Genomic DNA, 23,317 nt, shown 5'->3' with positions numbered 1-23,317 from the left:
GGCCACATAATGTGTCCATGGAATCCACGGCTCTTGACGCTGCCGTCGACGCGTTCCGCAAGGCGGAGGCGGAGATGGAAGCGCGGCGCGACGACCTGCACGTGCAGATCCGCAGGGCGTACGCGGACGGCGCGGGGATGAAGCAGGGCGAGATCGTGCGGAAGACCGGGTACACCCGGGAGACCATCCGCCGGATCACGTCCTCCACCCCTTCCGATCCATCCGTGTAAGTCGATCTTTTGTCTGGCGTGCGCCAGCCCGGCCCCCAGAAAGATGGGGCCGGGCTGGTCGCGCTGGTCAGGCGGCCCGGGAAGCGGCGCGCCGCCGGCGCCACGCGGGCTCGACGATCTCGGCCGGCGCGGTGGCCACGAGGATCAGGCCGGGCCAGTGCTCCCAGCCCTCCAGCTCTTCGGCATCCAGAACTCGCCAGGTGCTCGGCCCGATGACGCGGACGCCGGCCTCCGCCGCGACCGCGGGCAGGTCGTCGAGACCTTCGGCAATCAGCGCGTCGCGGGTGTAGGTCTCGTCCGTGATGGGCCAGACCGCGAGCAGCCCGGTCATGCGGTGCCGCCCGGCTGATTAGGCATGCGCATCTGTACGTAGACGGCCGGCTTGCCATCGCGCCGCGTGGTCTCGTCCGCGTCCAAGAGCGGGTCGACCTCGCGCAGCACCGCGACCAGGCGTCGGATGGTGGCGATGTCGCCATTGATCCGGATCCGCAAGCTGGGCGAATCAGCCACGGCACACCTCCGCCCGGCCCTGCTCACGCGCCCGCTCGAAGATCCGGTCGGCCAGGGCGACTGGCATGACGACCAGGTCCTCGCGCCGGGTCGCGTCGAGCACCGCGTCGGCCGCGTGCCCGGCACAGATGCTGACCCGACCGCAGTCCGGGCAGTCGGCCACGCGCGACGCGGTCAGCGCGTCGACGAGCCAGGTCCGGACTGGCGCCTCGTCAGCATGGCCGGTGTCGAGGATGCGGAGATCAGGCATCGATGCCCTCCTCAGGGTCGTACCGGCGATCCATGGCGCGCTGCGCCGGCGGTGCGGGCGGCAGGTCGCGGGGCTCCGGGTGTTGGGCGTCGCCCGGGCGTCCGAGCTTGTGGCAGCGGCCGCAGGCGAGTTGGCCGTCCTGCGCCGCCGGGATCTCGCGGTCCTCGAGGAACGGGTGCGGCGCGGCGCTCGGCCGGACGTTCGCGGTCACGACGCGGCCCTCCGGTGCCGCGCGGCGAGTGCGTCGGCGGCGCCGGAGCGCACGCCCAGGGCGTCGAGCACCTCGGCCAGGGCGTCGGCGGTCTCGCCGCGCCGGACCGCGATCCGGTCCAGCACGGAGGCCGCGGCCCGCTTCTCGTCCGCGGTCGGCTCGTAGATCGACGGACCGACCTGCTCCAGCGAGCGCAGCGCGTCCCGGTCGGACGCGGGGGCCGGTATCCGTCGGGCCGGCCGAGTCGTGGTGACGTCGATCTTGGTCACAGCACACCTCCGGCTACCGCAACCGTTTCGATCCGGCGGCTGGCAAGCTGGTCGACCTGGCGCGCGGCCGGGGTCTGGCCGAGGTACTCCATGCGCCAGGCCGGATGCCACGGCGTGCTGTGCCGTTCGCCGTCGAGCCGCACGCGGATGTACGCACCGCGCGCGCTGGTGATGACGCCGAGCTGCCCGGCGGCCACGACGCGGGCACCGCGACGGGCCGGCACCGCGTACCGCTGACGGATGTAGGCCAGGCTCATCGCTGGTCACCGCCCTCGTTCAGCGCGTCGACCGTGGTCCGCCAGTCGGCGGAGAGGTAGACGACGTCGCCGGTGCGCTCGTTGAGCAGCACGCGGTCGTGGCCGGGCCGGCGCATGTCCAGCTCGATCAGCTCCGCGACCGGGGCCGAGCTGGGGGTCGTGTCAGGCACCGGGCACCTCCGACGGTGCGAGGTGCCCGATCGGCTCGGCCAGCGCGGTCAGCACGTGGCCGGCCTCGGTGATCGCGGCCTTGCGGGCGTCGGAGTCGATCCGGAGAGTGAGCGCACCGGGCTCGCCGCCGGGCCGCACGCGCAGGCCGGGCACGATCGTGCCGGTCTCGCGGTCCACCGCGACGTCGCCCTCGGTGAGGAGCCGACCGAGCAGCGCGGTCTCGCTGGCCGGCCGGACACGCTCGACGGTCTCGACCTCGCTGGGGTGCTCGGCGCGCACCCAGGCGGTCCAGGCCTTCGGGTCCGTCACGGTGACCGCCGGCTTGGTCAGCGGCAGGTACACGGTGCCGACGCCGGGGATCGTCCACCGCGGCGCGGCGCCCTGCTCGGCCAGCTCGGCGCGGGCCTCGGCGTCGATCTCGCCGCGCAGCTGCTTGGCGAGGCCGGCGGCCGCGGCGGCGATGCCCTCCAGCCGGACGATCTCGGCGATCTTCTGTGCCCGGTTCACGCCGGAGCTCCTTCCGGCTCAGCCGCGTCGACGGGCGGGGTGGACTGCTCGACGAAGCGCACGAGCCGGTCGATGACGGCCGAGGCCTCGGCGAGCGTCAACTCCTTGGTGGAGGACACCTCGCGGCCGACGGCCTCCGCGCAGTACGCCAGCGCCGCGTCGCGGTCACCGAGGTCGGCGTCGCGGAAGAGCGCGTGCAGCTTCTTGCTCTGCTCGGTGTTGATCATTCGCGGCTCGACCGGCCGGTCCGGGCGCGCGGCCGGCGCGGGCCGTTCTGCCCGGCGCGGCGCGGCCTGGCGCTGCTGGCCGCGCTTGCGGTCCTCCAGCGCCTCCTGCTGCGCGGCCTTGGCGTCGTCGTCGCCGTCGTCCGGGACCACGCCGGTGACCGCGCACAGGCAGTACCGACGGGCGTAGGTGATCGCCCCGCCCAAGGCCTGCGGCGTGCTGCCGGTCAGCGGGTACTCGCCCTCCAGCCGCTCGCCCGAGGTGTGGACCAGCATGTAGGCCAGGACGAACCGGCCCTCGCGCAGCGTCGGCATGGTGATCCACGCCAGGCCGTTCTCGCCGAGCAGCGGGAGCAGGTCCTCGCTCACCCCGGCCAGGTCGGCGTACCGGTACTCATAGCTGCCGGTGTTCGCCGTCTCGGACTTGCGGACCTTCGGCAGCTTGGCCTGGACCGTGGCGAGCGCGGCGGCGATCTTCTGCAGCGGCACGGGTGCCGCGAACGGTGTCGTCACGCGGCACCGCCGCGGTACTCCAGCACCAGTTCGCCAGCGACCGTCGCGAGCGCGCCGGCGTGCGGCAACGGCAGCGTCTCCGCGCTCGACGCGGCCGGGCCGACGCGCAGCCGGTCATCGGTCGGCGTGCGCTCGGCATCGCGCTCGGCCTCGGCCGACGGCAGCGCCTCGGCCAACCGCGCCCACGCCTGCTCGGCCGGGACCGGCACACCAACGGACGCCTCGACGTCCGGCGTCGGGTCGGCGGCGCGGCGGTGCCGGCCGGGCTCGGTGGGGTCCAAGCCATGGACGACGACGGCCAGGCCGCCGGCGCCCGCGACGAGGCCGAACGCGTATGCGGCGACCGTAGTGATCACCTCGGGGGTCAGCACGTCTCCTCCTCAGGGGGAAGCTGGTCAAGATCAATAGGGAGTTCGGCCCGGCGCAGCAGGTCGGCGGCGCACGCCGCGAGCTGGTCGTAGTCCATGGACAGCGCGTCGACGCTCATCGCCCGGCGCCAGGCAGCCCGGGCCTCGGCCTGCCACGCGGCGGCCCGGGTGCGCTCCCGGTCGGCCTCCCGGCGCGCGGCCAGCCACGCGCCGGTGACGAGCACGAGCGCGGAGATGATCAGCGACGCGACGATGAGCACGCCGACGACCAGCGCGAGCGCGCCGTCGGCGGTCATCGGGCCGCTCCCGCGAGTACCGGCTCCGAGGCAATCTCGTCGGCGAGTCCGCGGAGGAGCCCGGCGGCCGTCTCGGCGTCGAGGCCGATGACCGCGTCGAGGATCACGACGCGGGACCGCGCCGCAGTGGCTCGCGCATGGTTGGCCGAGGCGACCCGAAGCGCCTGCTCGATCAGCGCCGCGGTCGACCGGCTGGCCGGCTCCCCGCCCTCGATGAGCGTCACCCGGTTCCGGCTGACCTGCGCGAGCCGCGCGAGCCGGGCCTGCGTGAGGCCCAGGGCGCGGCGCCGTGCGGCCAGCCCGGGCATCGGCACGCTGTTTCTAGGCGCTGGCACGACCGACTCCCCTCTGTGCGAGATAGGCGTCGATTCGCGTCTGCTGTTCGTCCGACTCGTGGCAGCGACCGCACAGCTGCGCCGCGGCGGCCGGCAGGTCGGCCGGCATGCCGACCACGTGCTCCCGGCAGCGGCGGCAGCCGTACGGCTCGGTGGCCTCGATCTCGCCAGCGAGCACCGTGGTCTGGCAGGTGATGCAGCGCGGCTGCTCGTCCTCGCCGGTGACCTGGGCCTCGTGGTCGCTGTTCTCGACGCACCGTCGGGTGCTACCGCCGAGGTGGCCGTTCGTGCCCCAGGCCGCGTGGCACTGCGAGCAGGTGAAGCCGTCCGCGTCGCTTTCGCACGGCACGTCGCACCACGGGCAGTCCGGCGGCGGGAACTCCAGCTCCCGGTCCTCCGGCTTGCCGAGCGCGCGGATCTGATCGGCCAGCGGGTGCCGCTCGACGTGCCCAACCGGGATCGGCTGGTAGTTGCGGAACAGGTAGACAGCCGCGAACCTTGGAGCGGGGTCGGCCAGCACGTACGGGCCACCGCGCATGACGAACGCGTCCCGGCAGACAGCGTCGATCTCGGGCGCGCCGTCGCGGTTGCCGTTCGGCCAGTAGAGCACCGGGTCGCCCGACTTCACCGTGCTGTTCCAAACGGCGGCCGCCGTCGCGGTCGGGTCCAGGTGCGCGCTCACTCGGCCACCGCCTGGTGCGCGTCGGCCAGGCGGAGCAGCAGCAGCGCGTACTGCCGCAGCGTGGCTGCGTCGGTCGTGCGCCGCATGACGCCGTTGGCCTGCTCGTAGTCGCTCATCGACGCGAACACCACGACCGGGTCGCCCGGCCGCAGCGCCGCGGAGAACGTCAGCCGCATGCCGCCGGCGAAGTCCCAGCCGACGCTGGCGGCCTCCGGCTCCGGCATCTCGTCGACGTCGAAACCGATCTCCTGCCACGCCGCCGGGTCCGGGGACAGGCCCTCTGCGTACTCCGGCTTGCCGTACGTCGGCGTGCCGGACGCAGGGTTCGTGCCGAGGCACTTGCAGATCTCGCCGACGAACACGGCGCCGCAGCACGGCTTGACCCGGGCTAGGATCACGGGCTTCACAGCGCCCCCCGGACCAGCTGCTCGTCGAGCGCGGCGACCAGCTGGCGCAGGTCGACGTCGGAGGCGCGGGCGACCGCGGCCGCGACGGCGATGGCCTCGTGCCGGTCCAGGCCGCCCATCTCAGCGCGGAGGTCGATGCTGGTCCCCGCGCCGAGCGAGCACGCGATCCGGACCAGGCGCACCATGTTGCTCGGGACCGGCCGCCGGCCGTCCGGCGTGCGCACGTCCAGAGCGCCGTCCTCGACCGCGGTGGACAGCGCCCGCCAGTCAATGACCGGCACCTGCTTGCCGCGCTCCGGGATGTGCACGATGTGACGCCGCACCTCAACGGCTACGCGCAGCGCGAACATCGGGCTCTGCAGCAGGTCCAGCGCGGCGCGCTCCTGCGGTGGCATCGGGTCTCGGTAGAGGGCCGCGAGCGTGAGGTTCATGCCGCACCGTCGCGGTTGATACCGGTGTAGACGTCGACCGGAAGGCCACCGACGTGCTCGGAGTCGCTCGGCGTGCAGTACAGCGAATGAGTTTTGGACGGGCCCTCGACCGGAAGGCCGAGGATGCCGGCCACGCGGTCGACGTCGGCCTTGCGGGCCTCCTCGTCCGCGACGTCGACCGGCACCTGGACGCCCAGGTACACGTGCAGCCCAGGCAGACTGACGTCGCCGAGCTTCCGGAGGTCGGCGGCGACCGCCTCCAGCGCCTCAGCAGCCCTGATGGGATTGGTGAAATCCATGGGATACTCCCTGTGTCTGGGCGCCCCGATCGCTTGCCGGCTGGTGGGGCGCCTGTGGCATTTCTGAAGGTCAGGCGGCCTGCGAAGGCGCCGGCACGCGCGGGCCCGACGGGGGCGGCGGCGTGTGCGGCCCCGACGGCGGGTGCGTGCGGGCGTACTCCCGGGCCTGCTGCTCGTCGGCGCGAAGGCTGTCGAGGTAGGCGTCCAGGTCAGAGCGGAGAATTCGGCGCGAGTTGCCGATCTTGAGCGAGGGCAGCACGCCGGTCCCGACGAGGTGCCAGACGTATCGCTCCGTCACGGAGATCAGCTGAGCGACCTCCTTGACCTTGTATGCGCGCTGCTCGTCGGAGAGATCGACGGTGCTACGCGTGGCAGTGTTGAGGGTGTCAGTGCCATGCATGGCACTGAACATACCTAGTGCCATGCATGGCACCACTCATACTTTCGGATGATTCTGACCTTGGTATTTTTGGCTACCGTGTGAGCCATGCAGCGTTATTCAGGGCGCGATACGCGGCGTCTCGCCCGCAAGAGATGCCGGTGCCACGGACGGCACCACTGCCATGAACAGCACAGCCGTCCCGTGCATGGCACTTACCGTTTACGGGTGGCAGTGGACGAGGCGGCGCAGAAAGAGGTCTTCAAGGCCTTCGTCGTGCGCGCCCTCCGCGATGCGCGTGACCGCGGCATGTCGGACGACGCCATCCAGACCGCTACCGGAGTCGGCAAGTCCACCTTCCACCGCTGGAAGCGGGAGGCGTGGCGAACCGAAAAGCCCGAGCTGCAGAAGGTCGAGGCGTTCTGCGCCGGCCTGGGCATCCCCACGGCGGTTGCCGCAGCGGCATTGGGTTTCGGCGAGCGGTCGGCTAGCACGACCCCCGAGCCGACCATCGAGCCCGACATCCGCACCATCTTGCAGATGCTCCAGGACCCCAACGTCCCGGAGAACGAGAAGTGGCTCATCCGCGAGACGCTCAGCAGCCTCGCGCGCCGCGATCCCCGCCGCATCTCCAGCTGATCCCAGCCCACCCCCTTCTTTCAGCACGCACCGGTTGCCGCGGGTGCCGCGGCGACGGTCGCTGCGCGCCCTCCACCGATGGAGTAGCCCATGTCCCGCAAGCAGCAGCCCCGAGGACGCCCGACGATTTTCGAGGGGTCAGATGGCTGGTACCACTGCTACGTCACGATCGGCCTGAAACCCAACGGCACGCCTCGCCGCAAGCACATCCGCCGCAAGACCTCCGCAATGGTCCTGGACGCCGTTGAAGACCTGGAAAAGCGGATTCGGCAGGGCAACGGCATCCCTACGGAGATCCTTACCGTCGAGGACTGGCTGAACTACTGGCTCGAGGAGATCATCCGGCGCAACCGGAAGTACAACACCTGGCGTGGGCATCGCAGTGCCCTTGACCACCACGTCATACCCGTTATCGGGCGCTACCGCCTGGACGGGACAAGGAACCGGCTGGAACCCGAGCACCTCGACACGATGCACAGTGAGATGCAGAGGCGAGGAGTCAAGGACAACTACCGCGCGAAGGTCCACCGCATCCTCCGCACCGCGCTCGCCGAAGCCGTGCGGCGTGGGAAGGCGGGCCGCAACGTGGCGGACATGGTGCTCAAGCCCGTGACCCGCACGGTGAAGATCAAACCGCACACTCTCGAAGAGGCTCAGGCGATCATCCGCACAGCGGTTGTGGACGTGTGGGCTGCCCGGTGGTACCTCGGCATCCTCAGCGGCCTTCGTCAGGGCGAGGTGCTCGGGCTTCGATGGTCCGACCTCGAACTTGACGCGGCGCCGCCGCGGCTTCAGCCGCAGAAGCAGGTACAGCGCCGCCGGTGGGAGCACGGCTGCACAGATCCTGTGGCGTGCGCAGCCCGAAAGTGCCGCCGGAAGGCTTGTCCGCCGCGCTGGGAACATGGCTGCGTCGATGCCGCGACGTGCAAGATCTGGGCGCACTTCTGCCCGGCCCGCCGGCGCGTCCCCGGGTGCAACACGCACCAGCGCGCATGCCCGAAGGTCTGCGCGCCTGGGTGCACTGATCACGCGCGCGCCTGTCCGGACAAGATCGGGGGCGGCTTGGTCGAGGAGGACCTCAAGACGGAGAAGAGCGACCGCACGGTGGTTATTGCCGCAGTTGCTGCCGAGGCGCTCAGGCAGCATCGCGAGGCGCAGATTCGGGAGCGGGCCGCGGCGGGGCACGCCTGGGACTCGACAGGATTCGTGTTCGCCACGCCGTCCGGCCGACCGGTCGACCCGCGGGTCGACCACGAGCGATGGGAGCAGCTCCTCAAGCGCGCCGGCCTCCCGGACAGTCGGCTGCACCTGGCGCGCCACGACGCCGGAACCCTGCGGTTGGCGACCGGCACGGACATCCGCGTCGTCCAGGACGACCTGGGGCACTCGTCGATCAAGACCACCCAGGGATACGTGGACGTGGCCGTCGAGCTGAAGCAGCAGGCGGTCGAACGCGTCGCGAGCGCACTGTTTGACGGTGGGCTTGCAGCACTACTGCAACAGTCGAGTGCAACAGTCTTGCCTGGTAAATAGCCCCCGAGGGGGTAAATTCGCTGGTAGGCCGCCGGGGACTCGAACCCCGAACCTATGGATTAAAAGTCCACAGCTCTGCCATTGAGCTAGCGGCCCGCGGCTGTCAGGGTACCTGCGCGGCCCACCGGACGCCTAAACCATATCCCCGGATCGCTTTGCCATCCCCGAAAGCACGGCCGGCGCCACGGCGAGCGACCGGCCGAACCCGCTGCACATCCGCTCTGCGGTGGACACATGAAGAAGGACCGGCCCCGATGGGACCGGTCCTGCTCGAGCGAGCGGAGGATACGAGATTCGAACTCGTGAGGGTGTTAACCCAACACGCTTTCCAAGCGTGCGCCCTAGGCCACTAGGCGAATCCTCCGCCGCAAACAATACCGTGCCGTCGCGGCGGCTCGCATCGGGGTTACCCGTGACCGGACTCTCGCCCCCTGCCGCCACGGCGGGTCGCCCGGGCGGGTAGAGTTGGCGTCGCTCCCCGTGCGGTGTGTATCCCGTGAACCTCCCCAGGGCCGGAAGGCAGCAAGGATAAGCGGGCTCTGACAGGTGCACGGGGAGCCTTCGTGTCCCTGGGTTTTCCCAGGTCGATCGCATACCTGCGCCGCGTCGCGCCTCTGGTCGGAAAAGTGTCTGACCCGGTGGTGGCCGCTTCAACCCCGGCGGCGGAGAATGGCGCGGTCGAGAGGAGACGGCAGTGGCGTTGGCCCTCTACCGCAAGTACCGGCCGCGAACGTTTGCCGAGGTCATCGGGCAGGAGCACGTCACCGAGCCGCTCAGCCAGGCGCTGCGCAGCGGCCGGTTGAACCATGCCTACCTCTTCTCGGGCCCACGCGGCTGCGGCAAGACGAGCTCGGCGCGGATCCTGGCCCGTTCGCTCAACTGCGAGCAGGGGCCGACGCCGGAGCCGTGCGGTCAGTGTCTGTCCTGCCGCTCGCTCGCGAACGACGGCGCCGGCTCGATCGACGTGATCGAGATCGACGCGGCCAGCCACGGTGGTGTCGACGACGCGCGTGAGCTGCGGGAAAAGGCGTTCTTCGCGCCGGCCAACAGCCGCTACAAGATCTACGTGATCGACGAGGCGCACATGGTCTCGTCGGCCGGCTTCAACGCGCTCCTCAAGCTTGTTGAGGAGCCGCCGGAGTACGTGAAGTTCATCTTCGCGACCACCGAGCCGGAAAAGGTGCTGGGCACGATCAAGTCCCGCACCCACCACTATCCGTTCCGGCTGATTCCGCCGAGCGTGCTCCGGCCGTACCTGGAGCAGCTCTGCGAGGCCGAGGGCGCCAAGGTCGAGGCGCCGGTGTTCCCGCTCGTCGTCCGCGCCGGCGGCGGCAGCGCGCGGGACACGCTCTCGGTGCTCGACCAGCTGATCGCGGGCGCCGGTGAGGAGGGCGTCACCTACGCCCGCGCGGTCGCGCTGCTCGGCGTCACCGACTCCGCGCTGATCGACGACATGATCGAGTCGCTTGCCGCGTCCGACGGCGCCGCCGCCTACGCCGCGATCGACCGGGTCGCCGAGGCCGGCCACGACCCGCGCCGCTTCGCCACCGACCTGCTCGAACGCTTCCGAGATTTGATCGTCATGCAGCAGGTGCCGGACGCGGCCGCCAAGGGCCTGATCGACGGCCCCGCCGACGAGATCGAGCGGATGACCGCGCAGGCCGGCCGGTTCGGCGCCGCCACTCTCTCCCGCGCCGCCGACATCGTGCACAACGGCCTGGTCGAGATGCGCGGCACCACCGGCCCCCGCCTCCTCCTCGAACTGATCACCGCCCGCATGCTGCTGCCCGGCGCGGACGATTCGCAGAGCGCCCTGCTGCAGCGCCTGGAGCGCATGGAGCGTGCACTTCAAGACCCCTTGGGGGTACGGCTTCAGCCCGCCCCCGGCGCGGCAGCTCCCGCTCCGGTGGCACCGGCGGTGGGTGGCGCGCCGATGGGTGGTGGCACGGCTGTCACCGCCGGCGCTCCGGCAACCGCGGGTCCGGCTGTGGCGGCCGCTACCTCGAACGAGGCGGGCTTCGACGCTCGCGCCGCCGCCCGCCAGGCCGCAGCGCGCCGGTCGGGTGCCGGCGCGTCTGCCGCTCGTCCGGCGTCCACGCAGGCCCCGGCCCGGCCTGCCGCACGCGGCGCAGGTCTAGAACCCGCTCCTCAGCCTGGCGCGGTCGCTCAGCCTGGCGCGGCTCCTCAGCCTGGCGCGGCTCCTCAGCCTGGCGCGGCTCCTCAGCCTGGCGCGGTCGCGCAGGCCGGGGCGGTTCTTCAGTCCGGCGCGGCTTCCCACGCCGGCTCCGATGGCCAGGCAGAGGCGTCCGAGGGGCAGTCTCAGGCGGTTGTGCCGCAGGCGACTCTGGCCTCCGCATCAGCGCAGGCAGCTCCACCGCAGGCGCCCACGACTGCGACCCCTGGGTCGGCATCACCGGCGCCCGTCGGTCCCTCGCAGGCCGGACCTTTGCAGGCCGGACCTTCGCAGGCCGGACCGACACAGGTGGGCCCGCCTCAGCCGGGTTCGCCGCAGCCGGGATCGCCGCAGCCGGGATCGGCACCGCAGCCTCAGCCGACGCCCGCCGAGGTGCCCACGTCCGGCGGGCCCGCCGCCACCGACGGCCCCGACGTGACCGAACTCCGCAGCCGCTGGTGGCCCGAGGCGTTCGCCTTCGTCAACACCCGCAGCAAGCGCGCCGGTGCGATGCTCCGTCACGCCACGGTCCGCGCGGTCGACGGCGACACGCTCGTACTCACGTTCCAGCACCCGAAACACATCGACCTCTTCGCCGGTACGCCGGAGGAGTCGCTGCTCCGCGAGGCCTTCTACGAGCTGTTCGGCGTCCGCTGGCAGATCCGCTGCGAGCCCGCCGGTGCGGCCGGGGCCGTGGACATGCCGACCGCCCGCCCGAACAACGGCCGGGCCCCCGCGCAGCGCCAGTCCGCCCCGCAGCGGCAGCCGGCCCAGCAGCCTCAGCCGGGCCACCCCACGCCGCCCGCCGCTCCCGCGCGCTCGTTATCCGAGTCAGACTCGAGATCGGGGCCGGACCCGGGGCCGCCTTCCGCGTCCCTCACGGCGGCCGAGGACGCGGGCTGGCCCACCCCTGCCGCCATCCCCTCCACCACCGACCACCCCGCCACGCCGCCCTCCTCCGCACAGCCCGACGCGGAGGAGCCCTGGCCCACGCCCGCCCAGCCCGGCACCGCCGCCGCGAGCGCTCCGGCCACCTCTGCCGCCGCTTCGCCCGACGGCGATCGCCCCTTCCCGGCACAGCCGGCGGGCACGGCAGTACCGAACGCCGGCGAGGACTGGCCAAGCCCGGCCCCGCCCGGCAGCTCAGTCGCGCCGCCCACCGGTGACGGCTGGCCCAGCCCGACGCGACCGGTCGGCGAAGACGGGCCCACCGACAGCGGCGGATGGCCCGAACCCGCACAGCCTGGGAGCGCACCACACGCCGCCGACAGCGACGGTTGGCCCGAACCGGCACAGCCGGGGAGCACACCACACACCGCCGACAACAGCGGATGGCCCGAACCCGCACAGGCGGGTGGTGGCCGTCCGGATCCGGGGGTCGGCGTGGCTGCGCCGATCAGTCCGGCACCGGCTGCAGGCGAGGCGCCCCGGCGTGCCACCTCCGGTGGACTGGCGGCAGCCCGTGCGGCTGCGGCGGGCAACCGTGGGAAGCAGGACTCGCCGGGCAGTAGCGGTCAGCACAGCCCGGTGGCAGCGCGGCCGGTAGCGGCTCCGGTACCTGCTGCGCCTCAGCCGCCTTCGGCGCCCGCGGGTGGCGGGAGCGCGTGGGATGACTTCCCCGAGGACGAAGAGCCGCCTTACGACCCGGATTACGACGGTCCGCTGCCGAAGGGCGGCGGACCGGTGGCGGTCGGTGGCATCTCGCCAGCCCTCGATCCGGGCGCCCGAACCTCCAGCGCACCGGCCTCGGGCGCGCCAGTCTCGGGCGCACCGGGCTCGGGCGCATCGGACTCGGGCGCACCGGGCTCGGGCGCACCGGGCTCGGGCGCACCGGTTTCTGCCGGCCTGTCCGGCACCACTGTTTCCCCCGCACCGATCGTCACCGCACCGGCCCCTGCCGCGCCGACCTCAGCCGCGTCGACCTCAACCGCGCCGATGTCGGCCGCGCCGATATCAACTGCGTCCATGTCGGTTGCGGCGCCTTCGGGCACGGGGGGCCATGGCGGGAGCGCGAATCCGGCGCTGGCGAGCGCCAAGGCGGCGGCGAGCAGGGCTGCGGCCCATGCGGCGGCGGCCCAGGGCCGGGGGGCGCAGGCGAAGTCAGCGGCGGCTGTGCCGGTGGCCGAGCCGGGTCGGCCCACGTCCGGGCGTGCGGCCGCGGCGTTGGCTGCGGCGAATGCGGCCGCGGCCGCGGCGGCTGCGGCGCAGGCAAGTCAACCGGTCGATCCGGGGGCGAAGGAGTTCAAGGGCTTCGATCCCGGTGACGAGCCGCTTGATGAGGTCGTGGACGAGAAGGCCGCCCGGCAGAACAGTGAGCAGCAGGCATTCCTGCTGCTTCAGGCGGCCTTCGGGGCGGAGAAGATCGGCGAGGTGTGACCGTCCCGGGGCGCTGCCGCCTGCTCCAGCCGTCACATCTCACCGCCGGAGCAGTGCGGGGCCGCGGGCGGGACGGCGCCTGGGTGTGACCGTGCGCCCACGGGGCCGGCGGCCCGCGGGAGCATGCGGGTCCGGCGCTCGGCGGAAGCGGGTATATCCGGCTCGTGCCTGTGGGTGGGATCGTGCGGCCACGGGGGCGGGAGCATCGGGGTCTGGTGTTCGGCGGAAGCGGGTATATCCGGCTCGTGCCTGTGGGTGGGATCGTGCGGCCACGGGGGCGGGAGCATCGGGGTCTGGCGCTCGGCGGAAGCGGGTATATCCGGTTCTGCGAGAGGCGAGCGAGGGCTCGCGGCGGTGATCCGGCTACGCTTGGCGGCGGTTCGGTGAGGCGCCGGAGCCGCTGATGAGAAACGATGTGAAGGAGCTGCCGTGCGTCCCGGGGGACAGCCCAACATGCAGCAGTTGATGAAGCAGGCGGCGAAGTTGCAGCAGGCGGCGCAGGCAGCGCAGGCCGAGCTGGCGGAGGCCGAGGTGTCGGGAACGGCCGGTGGCGGGCTGGTGACGGTCGTGATGGCCGGCACCGGTGAGGTGCGGTCCGTGAAGATCGATCCGAAGGTGATCGACCCGGAGGATCCGGAGACGCTCGAGGATGCGGTGCTTGCGGCGCTGCACAACGCGTCCGAGGCGGTGCGTGTGCTGACCGAGCAGAAGATGGGGCCGGTCACGGGCGGGCTCGGCGGACTCGGTATGGGGTTCTGAGCCGGCGATGTACGAGGGTGCCATTCAGGATCTGATCGACGAGCTGGGACGCCTGCCCGGCGTGGGTCCGAAGAGCGCCCAGCGGATCGCTTTCCACATTCTGTCCTCGGACACGACCGATGTGGCGCGGCTGGCGGCGGCGTTGCGGAAGGTCAAGGAGTCGGTGCGCTTCTGCGTGACCTGCTACAACGTGGCCGAGGAGGAGCAGTGCCGGATCTGCCGTGACCCGCGTCGCGGCAATGAGGTGCTCTGCGTGGTCGAGGAGCCGAAGGACGTGGTGGCGATCGAGCGGACCGGCGAGTTCCGCGGTCGCTACCACGTGCTCGGCGGTGCGATCAATCCGCTGGAGGGCATCGGCCCGGACAATCTGAAGATCCGTGAGCTGCTGATCCGGCTTGGGAACGGGGACGTGCGGGAGTTGATCCTGGCGACCGACCCGAACACCGAGGGTGAGGCGACCGCGACCTACCTGGCGCTGATGATCAAGCCGATGGGGATCGCGGTGACGCGGCTGGCGAGCGGGCTGCCGGTGGGCGGCGACCTGGAGTACGCCGACGAGATCACTCTGGGTCGCGCGTTCGAGGGCCGTCGCGCAGTGTAAGCATCTTACGCTGCGAAAAGTCTTCGGTTTCGCTGGGAAATGCGTACGTAATAGACATGTTCCGTCCACACTCAAAATTGATTTGCCCTCTTTTTCCGCACTTGATCCCATTCAGGTCACGCCACCATCACGGCGTGGCCTGAAGTTGGTTACATGCTCACTGTGAGCGTTGACCTCAGTGCCATCCTCGGTGGACTGTTCACCTCGACGACGGCAAACCCGTCGTCGTGTCCGCGCTGCCTTCCCGCCGCCCCAACCTGAGGCCGTCGGTAGGAGCGTGGGCACTCGAGGCTCACGACAATCGACCGGTTGCCGTAGGCCGCGGGTGTTCCACCGTGCAAAGCCTGGCGGGCCACGTGCCCCCGGGTTGTCGCTGCGGCGGCGCCCTGCGGTCCGGCGACCGGAGGAGGACCGAGGCACGGATGGTCAGTGGACCGGGCGCGTCCCTCTCTGAGGAGTCGACGCACGACGTCGCCGATCCGGCCGAAGGCGGTGTCAACGGCACCACCGGCAAGGCGAAGGCGATCGAGGGTCGCTCGCTGCGCCAGATCGCCTGGCGTCGGTTCAAGCGTGACAAAGTGGCGATGGCAGGCGGCGTCTTCGTCGGCTTCCTGGTGCTTGTCGCCATCTTCGCCACGCCGATCGTGAGTCTGATCGGGCACCCGATCGACGCTTTCAACAACGACCTGATCGATCCGACGCTGGGCCTGCCGATCGGCTCGTTCGGCGGCATCAGCGGCGAGCACTGGCTGGGCGTCGAGCCCACCTCCGGCCGCGACGTGTTCAGCCGGATCATCTTCGGCGCGCAGACCTCGATCATCGTGGCGTTCCTGGCCGCGACGGTCTCCACGATCATGGGCGCGATCCTGGGCCTGGCGGCCGGCTTCCTGGGCGGCTGGGTCGACACCACGGTCAGCCGGATCATGGACTTCCTGCTCGCATTCCCGCAGCTGCTGTTCTCGATCGCGCTCGTCTCGGTGCTTCCGGACTCGTTCTTCGGCCTGGACGGCCGGGTCTCCCGGATGGCCGTGCTGATCGGCGTGATCGGCTTCTTCGGCTGGCCGTACATCGGGCGCATCGTCCGCGGCCAGGTGCTGTCGCTGCGCGAGCGCGAGTTCATCGAGGCGTCCCGCAGCCTGGGCGCCCGCACCGGGCGGATCCTGTTCCGCGAGCTGCTGCCGAACCTGGCGGCGCCGATCCTGGTCTACACCACCTTGATCATTCCGACGAACATCATCACCGAGGCGTCGCTCAGCTTCCTCGGCGTCGGCATCGAGGCGCCCAACCCCTCCTGGGGCGGCATGCTCTACGACGCGAAGAGCTACTACCAGTCGGACCCGATGTACATGGTCATTCCCGGCGTGTGCATCTTCATCACCGTCCTGGCCTTCAACCTGTTCGGCGACGGACTTCGCGACGCCCTCGACCCGAAGGCTCACTGAGCCTTCTTTTGCACACCGATCGCACCACCACGCGCACCAGTCGCGACCCACGGTCGCACGTCAAGAAGGTAGGCAGCAGTGTTGTTCAGTAAGAGGAAGGCCATGGTCGCCGTTTCGGCAGCCCTGGCCCTGAGCGTCACCGCGGCATGCGGTGGCGGCGGCGGGTCCGACTCGTCCAACGGTGGTGCCAAGAACGCGCAGAACGCCGCCCTGACCGGCGTGCTGAACGCGTCCGACAAGAAGGGCGGCACCCTCGAGCTCTGGAGCTCGCAGGACGTCGACAGCCTCGACCCGGCCCGCGGCTACTACGCGTTCGTGTGGAACCTGAACCGGCTCTACACCCGTACGCTCGTCTCCTACGACGCCAAGCCCGGCGCTGACGGCATGAAGCTGGTGCCGGACCTGGCCACCGCCGAGGCCGCGCTCAGCAACGACGGCAAGACCTACACCTACACGCTTCGCGACGGCCTGAAGTTCGACGACGGCACGCCGATCACGTCGAAGGACGTCAAATACGGCATCGAGCGCATCTTCGCGCAGGACGTCGTCCCGGGCGGCCCCGTCTACCTGATGGAGCAGCTGGACCAGGGTCAGAAGTACCCGGGCCCGTACAAGGACTCGGACCCGAACAAGCTGGGCCTGAAGTCCGTCGTGACGCCGGACGACAAGACCGTCGTCTTCAACCTGGCCGCGCCGTACGCGGACTTCCCGTACCTGCTGGCCATGCCGGGCGCGGGCCCGGTTCCGGTCGCCCGGGACACCGGCGCGCAGTACGGCTCGAAGCCGGCCTCCTCCGGCCCGTACAAGATCGAGTCGTACGAGCCCGGCAAGGCGATCAAGTGGACCCGGAACACGAACTGGGACCAGGCGAGCGACCCGCTGCGCAAGGCACTGCCGGACGCGATCAACATGACGATCACGACCAACGCCGATGACATGGACCAGCGCCTGATCGCCGGTACCGCCGACATCGACGCCGCGCAGACCGGCGTGCAGGCCGCGGCCCGCACCAAGATCCTGCAGGACAAGACCCTTGCGGCGAACTCGGACACCCCGACCACCGGCTTCATCCGGTACGCCGCGATGTCCACGGGCGTGGCGCCGTTCGAGAACGTCGACTGCCGCAAGGCCGTCATCCTCGCCTCGGACCCGACCTCGCTGCAGACCGCGCGTGGTGGCCCCATCGCTGGTGGCGACATCGGCGTCAACATGCTCCCGCCGAACATCCCGGGCTCCGAGCCGTCGTACGACCCGTACGGCCGCGCGCAGGGCAAGCCGCAGGTGGACGCCGCCAAGGCCGCGCTCGCCGCGTGTGGCAAGCCGGAGGGCTTCTCCACGGTCATCGCCGTCCGTAACAACAAGCCGGCCGAGGTCAAGACCGCCGAGGCGCTGCAGGCCGCGCTGAAGGCCGTCAACATCGACGCCAAGATCGACCAGATCGACGGTGCTCAGGCCAGCTCGCTCCAGGGCGCGCCGGACAACGTGCACGCCAAGGGCTACGGCATCATCATCTCCGGCTGGGCGGCGGACTACCCGTCGGGCGCCGGTTACCTGCAGCCGCTCGTGGACAGCCGGTACATCCTGAAGAACGGCAACTTCAACTTCGCCGAGATCAAGGACCCGTCGATCGACGCGCTCTTCGACCAGGCGAAGACGCTGCCGCCGACCGAGGCAGCCGCTGTCTACACGCAGATCAACCACAAGGTCATGGAGGGCGCGTACATCCTGCCCTTCGTCGCCGACAAGGCCCTCAACTACCGCAACCCGCGTCTGACCAACGTCTACATCCACCAGTTCTGGGGCATGTACGACTTCCAGGCGCTCGGTGTCTCCAGCTGAGGCAGTTAATTAACTCGTAGCACGTCTTGGCGGGTGTCCCTCCCACCGGAGGGGCACCCGCCGAACCTGGAGGCCTCGGCTCGTGTTCGCATACGTCGTTCGGCGACTGTTCAACGTCGTCATCACGCTGCTGGTCGTCACGCTGGTGACCTTCGGCGTCTTCTTCCTGGTGCCGAAGTTGACCGGCAGTGACCCCGCCCTGCTCTACATCGGCAAGACGGCGGATGCGGCCTCGCTCGAAGGCATCCGGACCAAGCTGGGTCTCGACGACCCCATCTACGTCCAGTACGGCAAGTTCCTGCAGGGCCTGGTGGTCGGCCGGGACTACGACAACGGCCCGGACGTCACGCACTGCGCGGCGCCCTGCTTCGGTTACTCGTTCAAGACCGACCAGGAGGTGTGGCCGTACCTGCTCGACCGCCTCCCGGTCACGCTGTCGCTCGCCCTGGGCGCCGCGATCCTCTGGGTGATCGGCGGTGTCGGCGCCGGCGTCATCTCCGCGCTGCGCAAGGGCCGGGCCGCGGACCGGATCGTGATGACGACCGCGCTCGCCGGCGTCTCGCTCCCGATCTACTTCACCGGCCTGGTGTCCGCCGCGATCTTCTCCTACTGGCTGGGCTGGCTGCCGCCGCCCGGGTACGTCGACTTCGCGGTGAACCCGCTGGAGTGGGCGACGAACCTGCTGCTCCCGTGGATCACGCTGGCGTTCCTCTTCGCCGCGACCTACGCGCGCCTGACCAGGGCGAACATGCTGGAGACGCTCAGCGAGGACTACATCCGCACCGCGCGCGCCAAGGGCCTGCGCGAGCGCGCGGTGGTCGGCAAGCACGGCCTGCGCTCCGGCCTCACGCCCCTGATCACCGTCTTCGGCCTGGACCTCGGCAGCCTCCTCGGCGGCGCCATCCTGACCGAGACCACGTTCAACCTCCGCGGTCTGGGCGAGGCCACGCTTACCTCGATCCGGCAGAACGACCTGCCGATCATCCTCGGCGTCACGCTCTTCGCCGCGTTCTTCATCGTCATCGCCAACCTGGTCGTCGACCTGCTCTACGCCGCTGTCGACCCGCGCGTCCGGCTGAGCTGAGGGAACCCCTGTGACCACTTCAGTGCCTGTCACCGAGATCGGCCCGGCCGACCTCTCGCCGCCCAAGTCCTTCCTCGAGGTGCGCGACCTGCGCGTGCAGTTCGCGACGGACGACGGCATCGTCAAATCCGTGGACGGTGTGTCCTTCGGGCTGGAGCGCGGCAAGACGCTCGGCATCGTCGGCGAGTCCGGCTCCGGAAAGAGCGTCACAAGCCTCGCGATCCTCGGCCTGCACCGCAGCCGCAGCAACGCCACGGTCGGCGGCGAGATCTGGCTCGACGGCGAAGAACTGATCAAGGCCGACAACGAGCGGGTACGCCGACTGCGTGGCCGGAAGATGTCGATGATCTTCCAGGACCCGCTGAGCGCGATGCACCCCTACTTCACGATCGGCCAGCAGATCGTCGAGGCGTACCGGATCCACCACGGCGGCAGCAAGAAGGCGGCCAAGCAGCGCGCGGTCGACATGCTGGCCCGGGTCGGCATCCCGCAGCCGTCCCGCCGCGTCGACGACTACCCGCACCAGTTCTCCGGCGGCATGCGGCAGCGCGCGATGATCGCGATGTCGCTGATCAACAACCCGGAGCTGCTGATCGCGGACGAGCCGACCACCGCGCTCGACGTCACAGTGCAGGCGCAGATCCTCGACCTGATCCGGGACCTGCAGGAGGAGTTCGGCTCCGCGGTCATCATGATCACGCACGACCTCGGCGTGGTGGCCGAGCTGGCCGACGACATCCTGGTCATGTACGGCGGGAAGGCAATCGAGCGCGGGCCGGCCGACGTCGTGTTCCGCAGCCCGGAGCACCCGTACACCTGGGGGCTGCTCGGCTCGATGCCGCGCCTCGACCGTGAGGTCCGCGACCGCCTCAACCCGATCAAGGGTACGCCGCCGTCGCTGATCAACCTGCCCTCCGGCTGCGCCTTCCACCCGCGCTGCCCGTACGCGGGCCGCAACGGGGACCGGTCGTTCACCGAGCGCCCCGAGCTGACCGGCACGACGCACGCGGTCGCCTGCCACATGCCGACGGAGCTGCGCCGCGAGATCTTCGTCCAGGAAGTGAGCCCCAACCTGTGAGCACTCCTTCTCCCACGGCCTCTCCGGTGGCTTCCCCGGCCGCTGAGCCGCTTCTCGAGGTCAGCGGGCTGCAGAAGCACTTCCCGATCACGGCCGGGCTGCTCCGCCGTCAGGTCGCGGCCGTACGCGCGGTCGACGGCATCGACCTGACCGTGCACAAGGGCGAGACGCTCGGCCTGGTCGGCGAGTCCGGCTGCGGCAAGTCCACGGCCGGGCGCCTGATCACCCGGATCCTGGAGCCGACCGGCGGCAAGGTCACGTTCGACGGCCAGGACATCACGCACATCAAGGGCACCCCGCTGCGGGACCTGCGCCGCGACGTACAGATGATCTTCCAGGACCCGTACTCGTCGCTGAACCCGCGGCACACGGTCGGCACGATCGTCTCGGCGCCGCTGCAGATCCAGAAGATCCCCACACCGCAGGGCCTCAAGCGCGCGGTGCAGGACCTGCTGGAGATGGTCGGCCTCAACCCGGAGCACTACAACAGGTACCCGCACGAGTTCTCCGGCGGCCAGCGGCAGCGCATCGGCATCGCCCGCGCGCTCGCGCTCAAGCCGAAGATGATCGTCGCGGACGAGCCGGTGTCCGCGCTCGACGTCTCCATCCAGGCGCAGGTCGTCAACCTCCTCGACGACCTGCAGCGCGAACTGGACCTGACCTACCTGTTCATCGCGCACGACCTCTCCGTGGTGCGGCACATCTCGGACCGGGTCGCGGTCATGTACCTCGGCAAGGTGGTCGAGGTGGCGCCGCGCGACGACCTGTACGCGCACCCGCGGCACCCGTACACGGTGGCGCTCATGTCGGCCGTGCCGGTGCCGGACCCGTCCCGCCGGGACCGGGCGCAGCGCGAGCGCGTGCTGCTCACCGGCGACGTGCCCAGCCCGATCGACCCGCCGTCCGGCTGCCGGTTCCGTACCCGCTGCTGGAAGGCGCAGGACGTGTGCGCCACCGAGGAGCCGCCGCTTGCCGTGCTGGCCACCGGCCACCAGGTAGCCTGCCACTTCCCGGTCAGCGACGAGGAGCAGCACGCGTCAAGCGAGGGACGGTCGCGCGCGGCCGCACTGGCCCGCGACAAGATCGCCACGGTGGTCTCCGACCCGGAGTGAGCAAACCCGCCCCCTCGGCGTGTGACCTGGCTCATTCTGTGCAGAGCTGGATCACGAAATTGAGGGGGCGGGTGTGACAGAAGAGCTCAACGCGCGGGTACGGGCGGCAGTCGACGCCACCCAGGCCGCGGGAACGGCCATGTTCTGCTGGCGGATGCCGGCCGGCCGCGGCGATCTCGGCTCCTGCGAGGGCGCCGTCGACTTCGACAGTGGCCGGCTGGCGATGCGGTCCCGGTTCCAGATCCCGTCGCTTGCCGAGCCCGAATTCGACTCCGCGCTCGTCGACCCGAGCCGGCCCGGCGCGGAATGGATCGTGGAGAACCGCTCGATCGTCACCGAAGGCGCGTTCTACTCGCTGCAGGAACCGTCCGGCGTCGAACCGGCAGGTTCATGGGAGGCATCCCGGCTCGGGTCCGAAGGCCTGGCCGCCACGCCGATCGGCATGCTCTCCTGGCTGCGCGGGGTGACGTCCGCGTCCGTGTCGTCCGACTGCCTGACTGTCACCCTGGACCTGCGGCAGGCGCTGGAGCTGGCACCGGCCGAGGACCGGCCGGCGTTGCGGGCCGCGCTCGACTCCGGACGGATCGGGCTGACCGCCTCCGAGGTGACCGGCGAGGTCGAGTTGGACCCGCAGGGACGGGTACGCCGCATGTCGGCGACGGTGCCGCCGGGCGCATCGCCGCACCTCGCGGTCGAGGCCGAGCAGGACAGCATCGAACTGCTGCTCAACGACCTGGGGCGGCCGGTGGCGATTCCGTCGGCGGGCGACGGCGAGCGGGTCGACATCGAGGAGTTCATGGCCGTGTTCGAGGGGCAGCCGCAGTGCGGGCCGGCGCTCGAGGACATGTGGGCGGGGACCGGAGCCGGGCGGGCCACGTCCTAGCGGGCGCGAAGCGGTGTTCGGCGCGCGGCGCCGGACACCGGCTTGCCTGTCCTGGTCCCGGCGGGATCCGCGGCGGCCAGTCGTAAGCGCCGCTCAAACCCGGCTCGCGGTCCCGGCGGGATCCGCGGCGACCGGTCGTAAGCGCCGCTCAAACCCGGCTCGCGGTCCCGGCGGGATCCGCGGCGGCCAGTCGCGCCGCTCAGAATCGGCCGCGGGGTTGTCTCGCCGGGCGCGCCCGGCACTCTGTCATCGGCCCTCCCGGCCGTTACCGCGGCCCTGGTGTGATCGACGGAGTGTCAACCTTCCGGGGCCGTTCTCTGTGGCCTGCGGTCCTGCTCCGGTCTTCCTGGCCACGCGCGAAACGTGCAGGGAGGAGCGCCAGCGACGACCGGAGCCCGCGGGAGCGTGCGGGCCGCGACCACCCGCAGAGCGGGAAGATGGTTCTCGCTCTTGAGGGCTGTTGAGGGTTTCTAGCCTTCCGGGCGGTTGAGGAGGCCGACCGCGATCGCGTGGATCGCGTCGAGGTCGGCCGGGTCGGTGAGCTTGGCCTTGCCGCCGGTCACCGCATACCACTCCTCGGCGTCCTTGTACTGGACGCGCAGGACGGCGTGGCCGTCGACGAGCTCGCTGCGCAGCGTCAGCTCGCCAGTCACCACGCCGACCTCGTCGGTCATCACGCCGCCCGGCCCTGGGACGATCGCCGCGTCAGCCATCCCTCAACCCTTTCAGCATTTCGCCAGCATGTCGCCGAGCGCCCCCTTTTCCGCGCTCGTGATCGACAGCTTCCAGTAGTGCTTCACCGTGATCCAGTGCTGAGCGTACGTGCACCAGTAGCCCTGTGACGCCGGCTTCCAGGTCGACGGATCCTGGTCACCCTTTGCCCGGTTCTGCGACGCCGAAACCGCGAAGAGCTGCGGACGCTCCTGATCGTTCGCGAAATCGCCACGCTGCTCGTTCGTCCACTCGCTGGCGCCGGACCGCCACGCGTTCGCAAGCGGCACCATGTGGTCGATGTCGACCTTGCCCGGGTCGTCGTAGGTCTTGTCGTCGTAGACGCTGAACCAGCTGCCGCCGGTCACGTTGCAGCCGTCGAGCGTGATGTTCTTCCCGTCGCGCTGCAGGATCGTGTCCCGCATGTCGCAGTTCGGCCCGGTGTCCCGCCAGTGCGGAAACTTCTCCCGGCTGTAGCCGCTCATCGAGCCGGCCTTCCCCACGGTCAGCTCCTCCAACTGCGCCGCGGCATCGGCGGCGCCGGTGCCCGGGTTCGCGGTGGCCCCGGTCCCGTCACCCCCGCCCCCGGACCCGACGTCAACCTGGCAGCCGGCCATCCCCAGCACCGCCGCGGCGGCAACCGCAGCCATCACAACCTTGAGAGAACGTGTCACCCCTACAGCTTGCGACACCGGTACGACATTCCGCGACTCGAGATCCACTGAGGAGCGCGACAAGGGTCAACATC

At 70.7% G+C, this 23,317-nt stretch carries 30 protein-coding genes, 2 tRNA genes, 1 other RNA gene and 1 pseudogene; 13 read left to right on the top strand and 21 right to left on the bottom strand.

Annotation, left to right across the window (positions count from 1 at the left end):
- Positions 1-17 precede the first annotated feature (17 nt).
- Positions 18-230, top strand: coding sequence for a hypothetical protein (locus ACIA8K_RS06925; protein WP_396055829.1), 213 nt, complete (start codon positions 18-20; stop codon positions 228-230).
- A 67-nt stretch (positions 231-297) separates the two neighbouring features.
- Here ACIA8K_RS06925 and ACIA8K_RS06920 read toward each other — a convergent pair whose 3' ends face one another.
- The 17 genes from ACIA8K_RS06920 to ACIA8K_RS06840 form a co-directional block, all read right to left on the bottom strand.
- Complete coding sequence (locus tag ACIA8K_RS06920; protein WP_396055827.1) at positions 298-561, bottom strand: hypothetical protein; 264 nt, start codon at positions 559-561, stop codon at positions 298-300.
- Entirely contained in the window at positions 558-740 is a 183-nt protein-coding gene (locus tag ACIA8K_RS06915; RefSeq protein WP_396055826.1) for a hypothetical protein, read from the bottom strand. The genes ACIA8K_RS06920 and ACIA8K_RS06915 overlap by 4 nt, the downstream gene beginning before the upstream one ends.
- Positions 733-990 (bottom strand): hypothetical protein, encoded by a 258-nt coding sequence (locus ACIA8K_RS06910; protein ID WP_396055824.1) that lies wholly within the window; start codon positions 988-990, stop codon positions 733-735. Before ACIA8K_RS06910 ends, ACIA8K_RS06915 begins: the two co-directional genes overlap by 8 nt.
- Positions 983-1,201, bottom strand: coding sequence for a hypothetical protein (locus ACIA8K_RS06905; RefSeq protein WP_396055822.1), 219 nt, complete (start codon positions 1,199-1,201; stop codon positions 983-985). The genes ACIA8K_RS06910 and ACIA8K_RS06905 overlap by 8 nt, the downstream gene beginning before the upstream one ends.
- The gene (locus tag ACIA8K_RS06900) at positions 1,198-1,470 is read right to left on the bottom strand and encodes a hypothetical protein (protein WP_396055820.1); all 273 of its coding nucleotides are present in this window, start codon (positions 1,468-1,470) and stop codon (positions 1,198-1,200) included. Before ACIA8K_RS06900 ends, ACIA8K_RS06905 begins: the two co-directional genes overlap by 4 nt.
- Positions 1,467-1,727, bottom strand: coding sequence for a hypothetical protein (locus ACIA8K_RS06895; RefSeq protein WP_396055818.1), 261 nt, complete (start codon positions 1,725-1,727; stop codon positions 1,467-1,469). The genes ACIA8K_RS06900 and ACIA8K_RS06895 overlap by 4 nt, the downstream gene beginning before the upstream one ends.
- Positions 1,724-1,897 (bottom strand): hypothetical protein, encoded by a 174-nt coding sequence (locus ACIA8K_RS06890; RefSeq protein ID WP_396055816.1) that lies wholly within the window; start codon positions 1,895-1,897, stop codon positions 1,724-1,726. Before ACIA8K_RS06890 ends, ACIA8K_RS06895 begins: the two co-directional genes overlap by 4 nt.
- On the bottom strand, positions 1,890-2,405 hold the full coding sequence (locus ACIA8K_RS06885) for a hypothetical protein (protein ID WP_396055814.1): 516 nt from the start codon (positions 2,403-2,405) through the stop codon (positions 1,890-1,892). The genes ACIA8K_RS06890 and ACIA8K_RS06885 overlap by 8 nt, the downstream gene beginning before the upstream one ends.
- A complete protein-coding gene (locus tag ACIA8K_RS06880) occupies positions 2,402-3,142 on the bottom strand; it encodes an ERF family protein (protein ID WP_396055813.1) in 741 nt (246 codons plus the stop codon). Before ACIA8K_RS06880 ends, ACIA8K_RS06885 begins: the two co-directional genes overlap by 4 nt.
- Complete coding sequence (locus tag ACIA8K_RS06875) at positions 3,139-3,513, bottom strand: hypothetical protein (RefSeq protein ID WP_396055811.1); 375 nt, start codon at positions 3,511-3,513, stop codon at positions 3,139-3,141. The genes ACIA8K_RS06880 and ACIA8K_RS06875 overlap by 4 nt, the downstream gene beginning before the upstream one ends.
- Complete coding sequence (locus ACIA8K_RS06870) at positions 3,507-3,806, bottom strand: hypothetical protein (protein ID WP_396055809.1); 300 nt, start codon at positions 3,804-3,806, stop codon at positions 3,507-3,509. The genes ACIA8K_RS06875 and ACIA8K_RS06870 overlap by 7 nt, the downstream gene beginning before the upstream one ends.
- Positions 3,803-4,141, bottom strand: coding sequence for a helix-turn-helix domain-containing protein (locus ACIA8K_RS06865; RefSeq protein WP_396055807.1), 339 nt, complete (start codon positions 4,139-4,141; stop codon positions 3,803-3,805). The genes ACIA8K_RS06870 and ACIA8K_RS06865 overlap by 4 nt, the downstream gene beginning before the upstream one ends.
- On the bottom strand, positions 4,128-4,823 hold the full coding sequence (locus tag ACIA8K_RS06860; RefSeq protein WP_396055805.1) for a hypothetical protein: 696 nt from the start codon (positions 4,821-4,823) through the stop codon (positions 4,128-4,130). Before ACIA8K_RS06860 ends, ACIA8K_RS06865 begins: the two co-directional genes overlap by 14 nt.
- On the bottom strand, positions 4,820-5,221 hold the full coding sequence (locus ACIA8K_RS06855) for a hypothetical protein (RefSeq protein WP_396055803.1): 402 nt from the start codon (positions 5,219-5,221) through the stop codon (positions 4,820-4,822). The genes ACIA8K_RS06860 and ACIA8K_RS06855 overlap by 4 nt, the downstream gene beginning before the upstream one ends.
- Before the next feature lie 5 nt (positions 5,222-5,226).
- A complete protein-coding gene (locus ACIA8K_RS06850) occupies positions 5,227-5,661 on the bottom strand; it encodes a hypothetical protein (protein ID WP_396055801.1) in 435 nt (144 codons plus the stop codon).
- Positions 5,658-5,960 carry a hypothetical protein gene (locus tag ACIA8K_RS06845; RefSeq protein WP_396055799.1) on the bottom strand — a complete coding sequence of 101 codons (303 nt, stop codon included), beginning with the start codon at positions 5,958-5,960 and terminating at the stop codon, positions 5,658-5,660. Before ACIA8K_RS06845 ends, ACIA8K_RS06850 begins: the two co-directional genes overlap by 4 nt.
- 70 nt (positions 5,961-6,030) lie before the next feature.
- The gene (locus tag ACIA8K_RS06840; protein WP_396055797.1) at positions 6,031-6,360 is read right to left on the bottom strand and encodes a helix-turn-helix domain-containing protein; all 330 of its coding nucleotides are present in this window, start codon (positions 6,358-6,360) and stop codon (positions 6,031-6,033) included.
- A gap of 207 nt (positions 6,361-6,567) precedes the next feature.
- On the opposite strand from ACIA8K_RS06840, the gene ACIA8K_RS06835 reads away from it, so the two are divergent.
- Together ACIA8K_RS06835 and xerC are read left to right on the top strand one after the other, a co-directional pair.
- A complete protein-coding gene (locus tag ACIA8K_RS06835) occupies positions 6,568-6,978 on the top strand; it encodes an XRE family transcriptional regulator (protein ID WP_396055795.1) in 411 nt (136 codons plus the stop codon).
- A 90-nt stretch (positions 6,979-7,068) separates the two neighbouring features.
- Positions 7,069-8,511 (top strand): tyrosine recombinase XerC, encoded by a 1,443-nt coding sequence (gene xerC, locus ACIA8K_RS06830; RefSeq protein WP_396055793.1) that lies wholly within the window; start codon positions 7,069-7,071, stop codon positions 8,509-8,511.
- A gap of 21 nt (positions 8,512-8,532) precedes the next feature.
- On the opposite strand, the gene ACIA8K_RS06825 is transcribed toward xerC, so the two are convergent.
- Both ACIA8K_RS06825 and ACIA8K_RS06820 read right to left on the bottom strand, forming a co-directional pair.
- Positions 8,533-8,607 (bottom strand) — tRNA-Lys (locus tag ACIA8K_RS06825).
- 183 nt (positions 8,608-8,790) lie between these two features.
- Positions 8,791-8,875, bottom strand: a tRNA-Ser gene (locus ACIA8K_RS06820).
- Positions 8,876-8,981: 106 nt separating this feature from the next.
- Here ACIA8K_RS06820 and ffs point away from each other — a divergent pair.
- The 10 genes from ffs to ACIA8K_RS06770 all read left to right on the top strand — a co-directional run bounded on the left by ffs (position 8,982) and on the right by ACIA8K_RS06770 (position 21,858).
- An RNA gene (gene ffs, locus ACIA8K_RS06815) (signal recognition particle sRNA small type) lies at positions 8,982-9,076 on the top strand.
- 129 nt (positions 9,077-9,205) lie between these two features.
- Entirely contained in the window at positions 9,206-13,060 is a 3,855-nt protein-coding gene (locus ACIA8K_RS06810) for a DNA polymerase III subunit gamma and tau (RefSeq protein ID WP_396055791.1), read from the top strand.
- 453 nt (positions 13,061-13,513) lie between these two features.
- Positions 13,514-13,819, top strand: coding sequence for a YbaB/EbfC family nucleoid-associated protein (locus ACIA8K_RS06805; protein ID WP_396055789.1), 306 nt, complete (start codon positions 13,514-13,516; stop codon positions 13,817-13,819).
- Between the two features lie 7 nt (positions 13,820-13,826).
- Positions 13,827-14,420 (top strand): recombination mediator RecR, encoded by a 594-nt coding sequence (recR, locus tag ACIA8K_RS06800; protein WP_396055787.1) that lies wholly within the window; start codon positions 13,827-13,829, stop codon positions 14,418-14,420.
- Positions 14,421-14,842: 422 nt separating this feature from the next.
- Positions 14,843-15,862, top strand: a complete 1,020-nt coding sequence (locus ACIA8K_RS06795; protein WP_396055785.1) for an ABC transporter permease — start codon at positions 14,843-14,845, stop codon at positions 15,860-15,862.
- A 102-nt stretch (positions 15,863-15,964) separates the two neighbouring features.
- Positions 15,965-17,701 carry an ABC transporter substrate-binding protein gene (locus ACIA8K_RS06790; RefSeq protein WP_396055783.1) on the top strand — a complete coding sequence of 579 codons (1,737 nt, stop codon included), beginning with the start codon at positions 15,965-15,967 and terminating at the stop codon, positions 17,699-17,701.
- Positions 17,702-17,783: 82 nt separating this feature from the next.
- A complete protein-coding gene (locus tag ACIA8K_RS06785; protein ID WP_396055781.1) occupies positions 17,784-18,785 on the top strand; it encodes an ABC transporter permease in 1,002 nt (333 codons plus the stop codon).
- A gap of 10 nt (positions 18,786-18,795) precedes the next feature.
- Positions 18,796-19,863 (top strand): ABC transporter ATP-binding protein, encoded by a 1,068-nt coding sequence (locus ACIA8K_RS06780; RefSeq protein WP_396055779.1) that lies wholly within the window; start codon positions 18,796-18,798, stop codon positions 19,861-19,863.
- A gap of 26 nt (positions 19,864-19,889) precedes the next feature.
- Positions 19,890-20,975 carry an ABC transporter ATP-binding protein gene (locus ACIA8K_RS06775; RefSeq protein ID WP_396055777.1) on the top strand — a complete coding sequence of 362 codons (1,086 nt, stop codon included), beginning with the start codon at positions 19,890-19,892 and terminating at the stop codon, positions 20,973-20,975.
- A 73-nt stretch (positions 20,976-21,048) separates the two neighbouring features.
- Entirely contained in the window at positions 21,049-21,858 is an 810-nt protein-coding gene (locus tag ACIA8K_RS06770) for a hypothetical protein (protein ID WP_396055775.1), read from the top strand.
- A 470-nt stretch (positions 21,859-22,328) separates the two neighbouring features.
- On the opposite strand, the pseudogene ACIA8K_RS06765 reads toward ACIA8K_RS06770, so the two are convergent.
- Both ACIA8K_RS06765 and ACIA8K_RS06760 read right to left on the bottom strand, forming a co-directional pair.
- Positions 22,329-22,574 (bottom strand): annotated as a pseudogene (locus ACIA8K_RS06765) (hypothetical protein); the annotation flags it as partial.
- Between the two features lie 9 nt (positions 22,575-22,583).
- Positions 22,584-23,219 carry an HNH endonuclease family protein gene (locus ACIA8K_RS06760; protein ID WP_396055773.1) on the bottom strand — a complete coding sequence of 212 codons (636 nt, stop codon included), beginning with the start codon at positions 23,217-23,219 and terminating at the stop codon, positions 22,584-22,586.
- Between the last annotated feature and the right edge of the window lie 98 nt (positions 23,220-23,317).

This window comes from Catenuloplanes sp. NPDC051500, from assembly GCF_044454585.1.
Classification (GTDB): domain Bacteria; phylum Actinomycetota; class Actinomycetes; order Mycobacteriales; family Micromonosporaceae; genus Catenuloplanes.
This window is presented reverse-complemented; position numbering and strand designations above follow the sequence as displayed.

Excerpts from the sequence above, each read along its gene's own strand:
- ACIA8K_RS06845 (WP_396055799.1), bottom strand. The coding sequence starts at position 5,960 with ATGGATTTCACCAATCCCATCAGGGCTGCTGAGGCGCTGGAGGCGGTC.
- ACIA8K_RS06790 (WP_396055783.1), top strand. The coding sequence starts at position 15,965 with ATGGTCGCCGTTTCGGCAGCCCTGGCCCTGAGCGTCACCGCGGCATGC.
- ACIA8K_RS06850 (WP_396055801.1), bottom strand. The coding sequence starts at position 5,661 with ATGAACCTCACGCTCGCGGCCCTCTACCGAGACCCGATGCCACCGCAG.
- ACIA8K_RS06925 (WP_396055829.1), top strand. The coding sequence starts at position 18 with ATGGAATCCACGGCTCTTGACGCTGCCGTCGACGCGTTCCGCAAGGCG.
- ACIA8K_RS06795 (WP_396055785.1), top strand. The coding sequence starts at position 14,843 with ATGGTCAGTGGACCGGGCGCGTCCCTCTCTGAGGAGTCGACGCACGAC.
- ACIA8K_RS06760 (WP_396055773.1), bottom strand. The coding sequence starts at position 23,219 with ATGGCTGCGGTTGCCGCCGCGGCGGTGCTGGGGATGGCCGGCTGCCAG.
- ACIA8K_RS06805 (WP_396055789.1), top strand. The coding sequence starts at position 13,514 with ATGCAGCAGTTGATGAAGCAGGCGGCGAAGTTGCAGCAGGCGGCGCAG.
- ACIA8K_RS06895 (WP_396055818.1), bottom strand. The coding sequence starts at position 1,727 with ATGAGCCTGGCCTACATCCGTCAGCGGTACGCGGTGCCGGCCCGTCGC.
- ACIA8K_RS06870 (WP_396055809.1), bottom strand. The coding sequence starts at position 3,806 with ATGACCGCCGACGGCGCGCTCGCGCTGGTCGTCGGCGTGCTCATCGTC.
- recR (WP_396055787.1), top strand. The coding sequence starts at position 13,827 with ATGTACGAGGGTGCCATTCAGGATCTGATCGACGAGCTGGGACGCCTG.
- ACIA8K_RS06840 (WP_396055797.1), bottom strand. The coding sequence starts at position 6,360 with ATGCATGGCACTGACACCCTCAACACTGCCACGCGTAGCACCGTCGAT.
- ACIA8K_RS06920 (WP_396055827.1), bottom strand. The coding sequence starts at position 561 with ATGACCGGGCTGCTCGCGGTCTGGCCCATCACGGACGAGACCTACACC.
- ACIA8K_RS06910 (WP_396055824.1), bottom strand. The coding sequence starts at position 990 with ATGCCTGATCTCCGCATCCTCGACACCGGCCATGCTGACGAGGCGCCA.
- xerC (WP_396055793.1), top strand. The coding sequence starts at position 7,069 with ATGTCCCGCAAGCAGCAGCCCCGAGGACGCCCGACGATTTTCGAGGGG.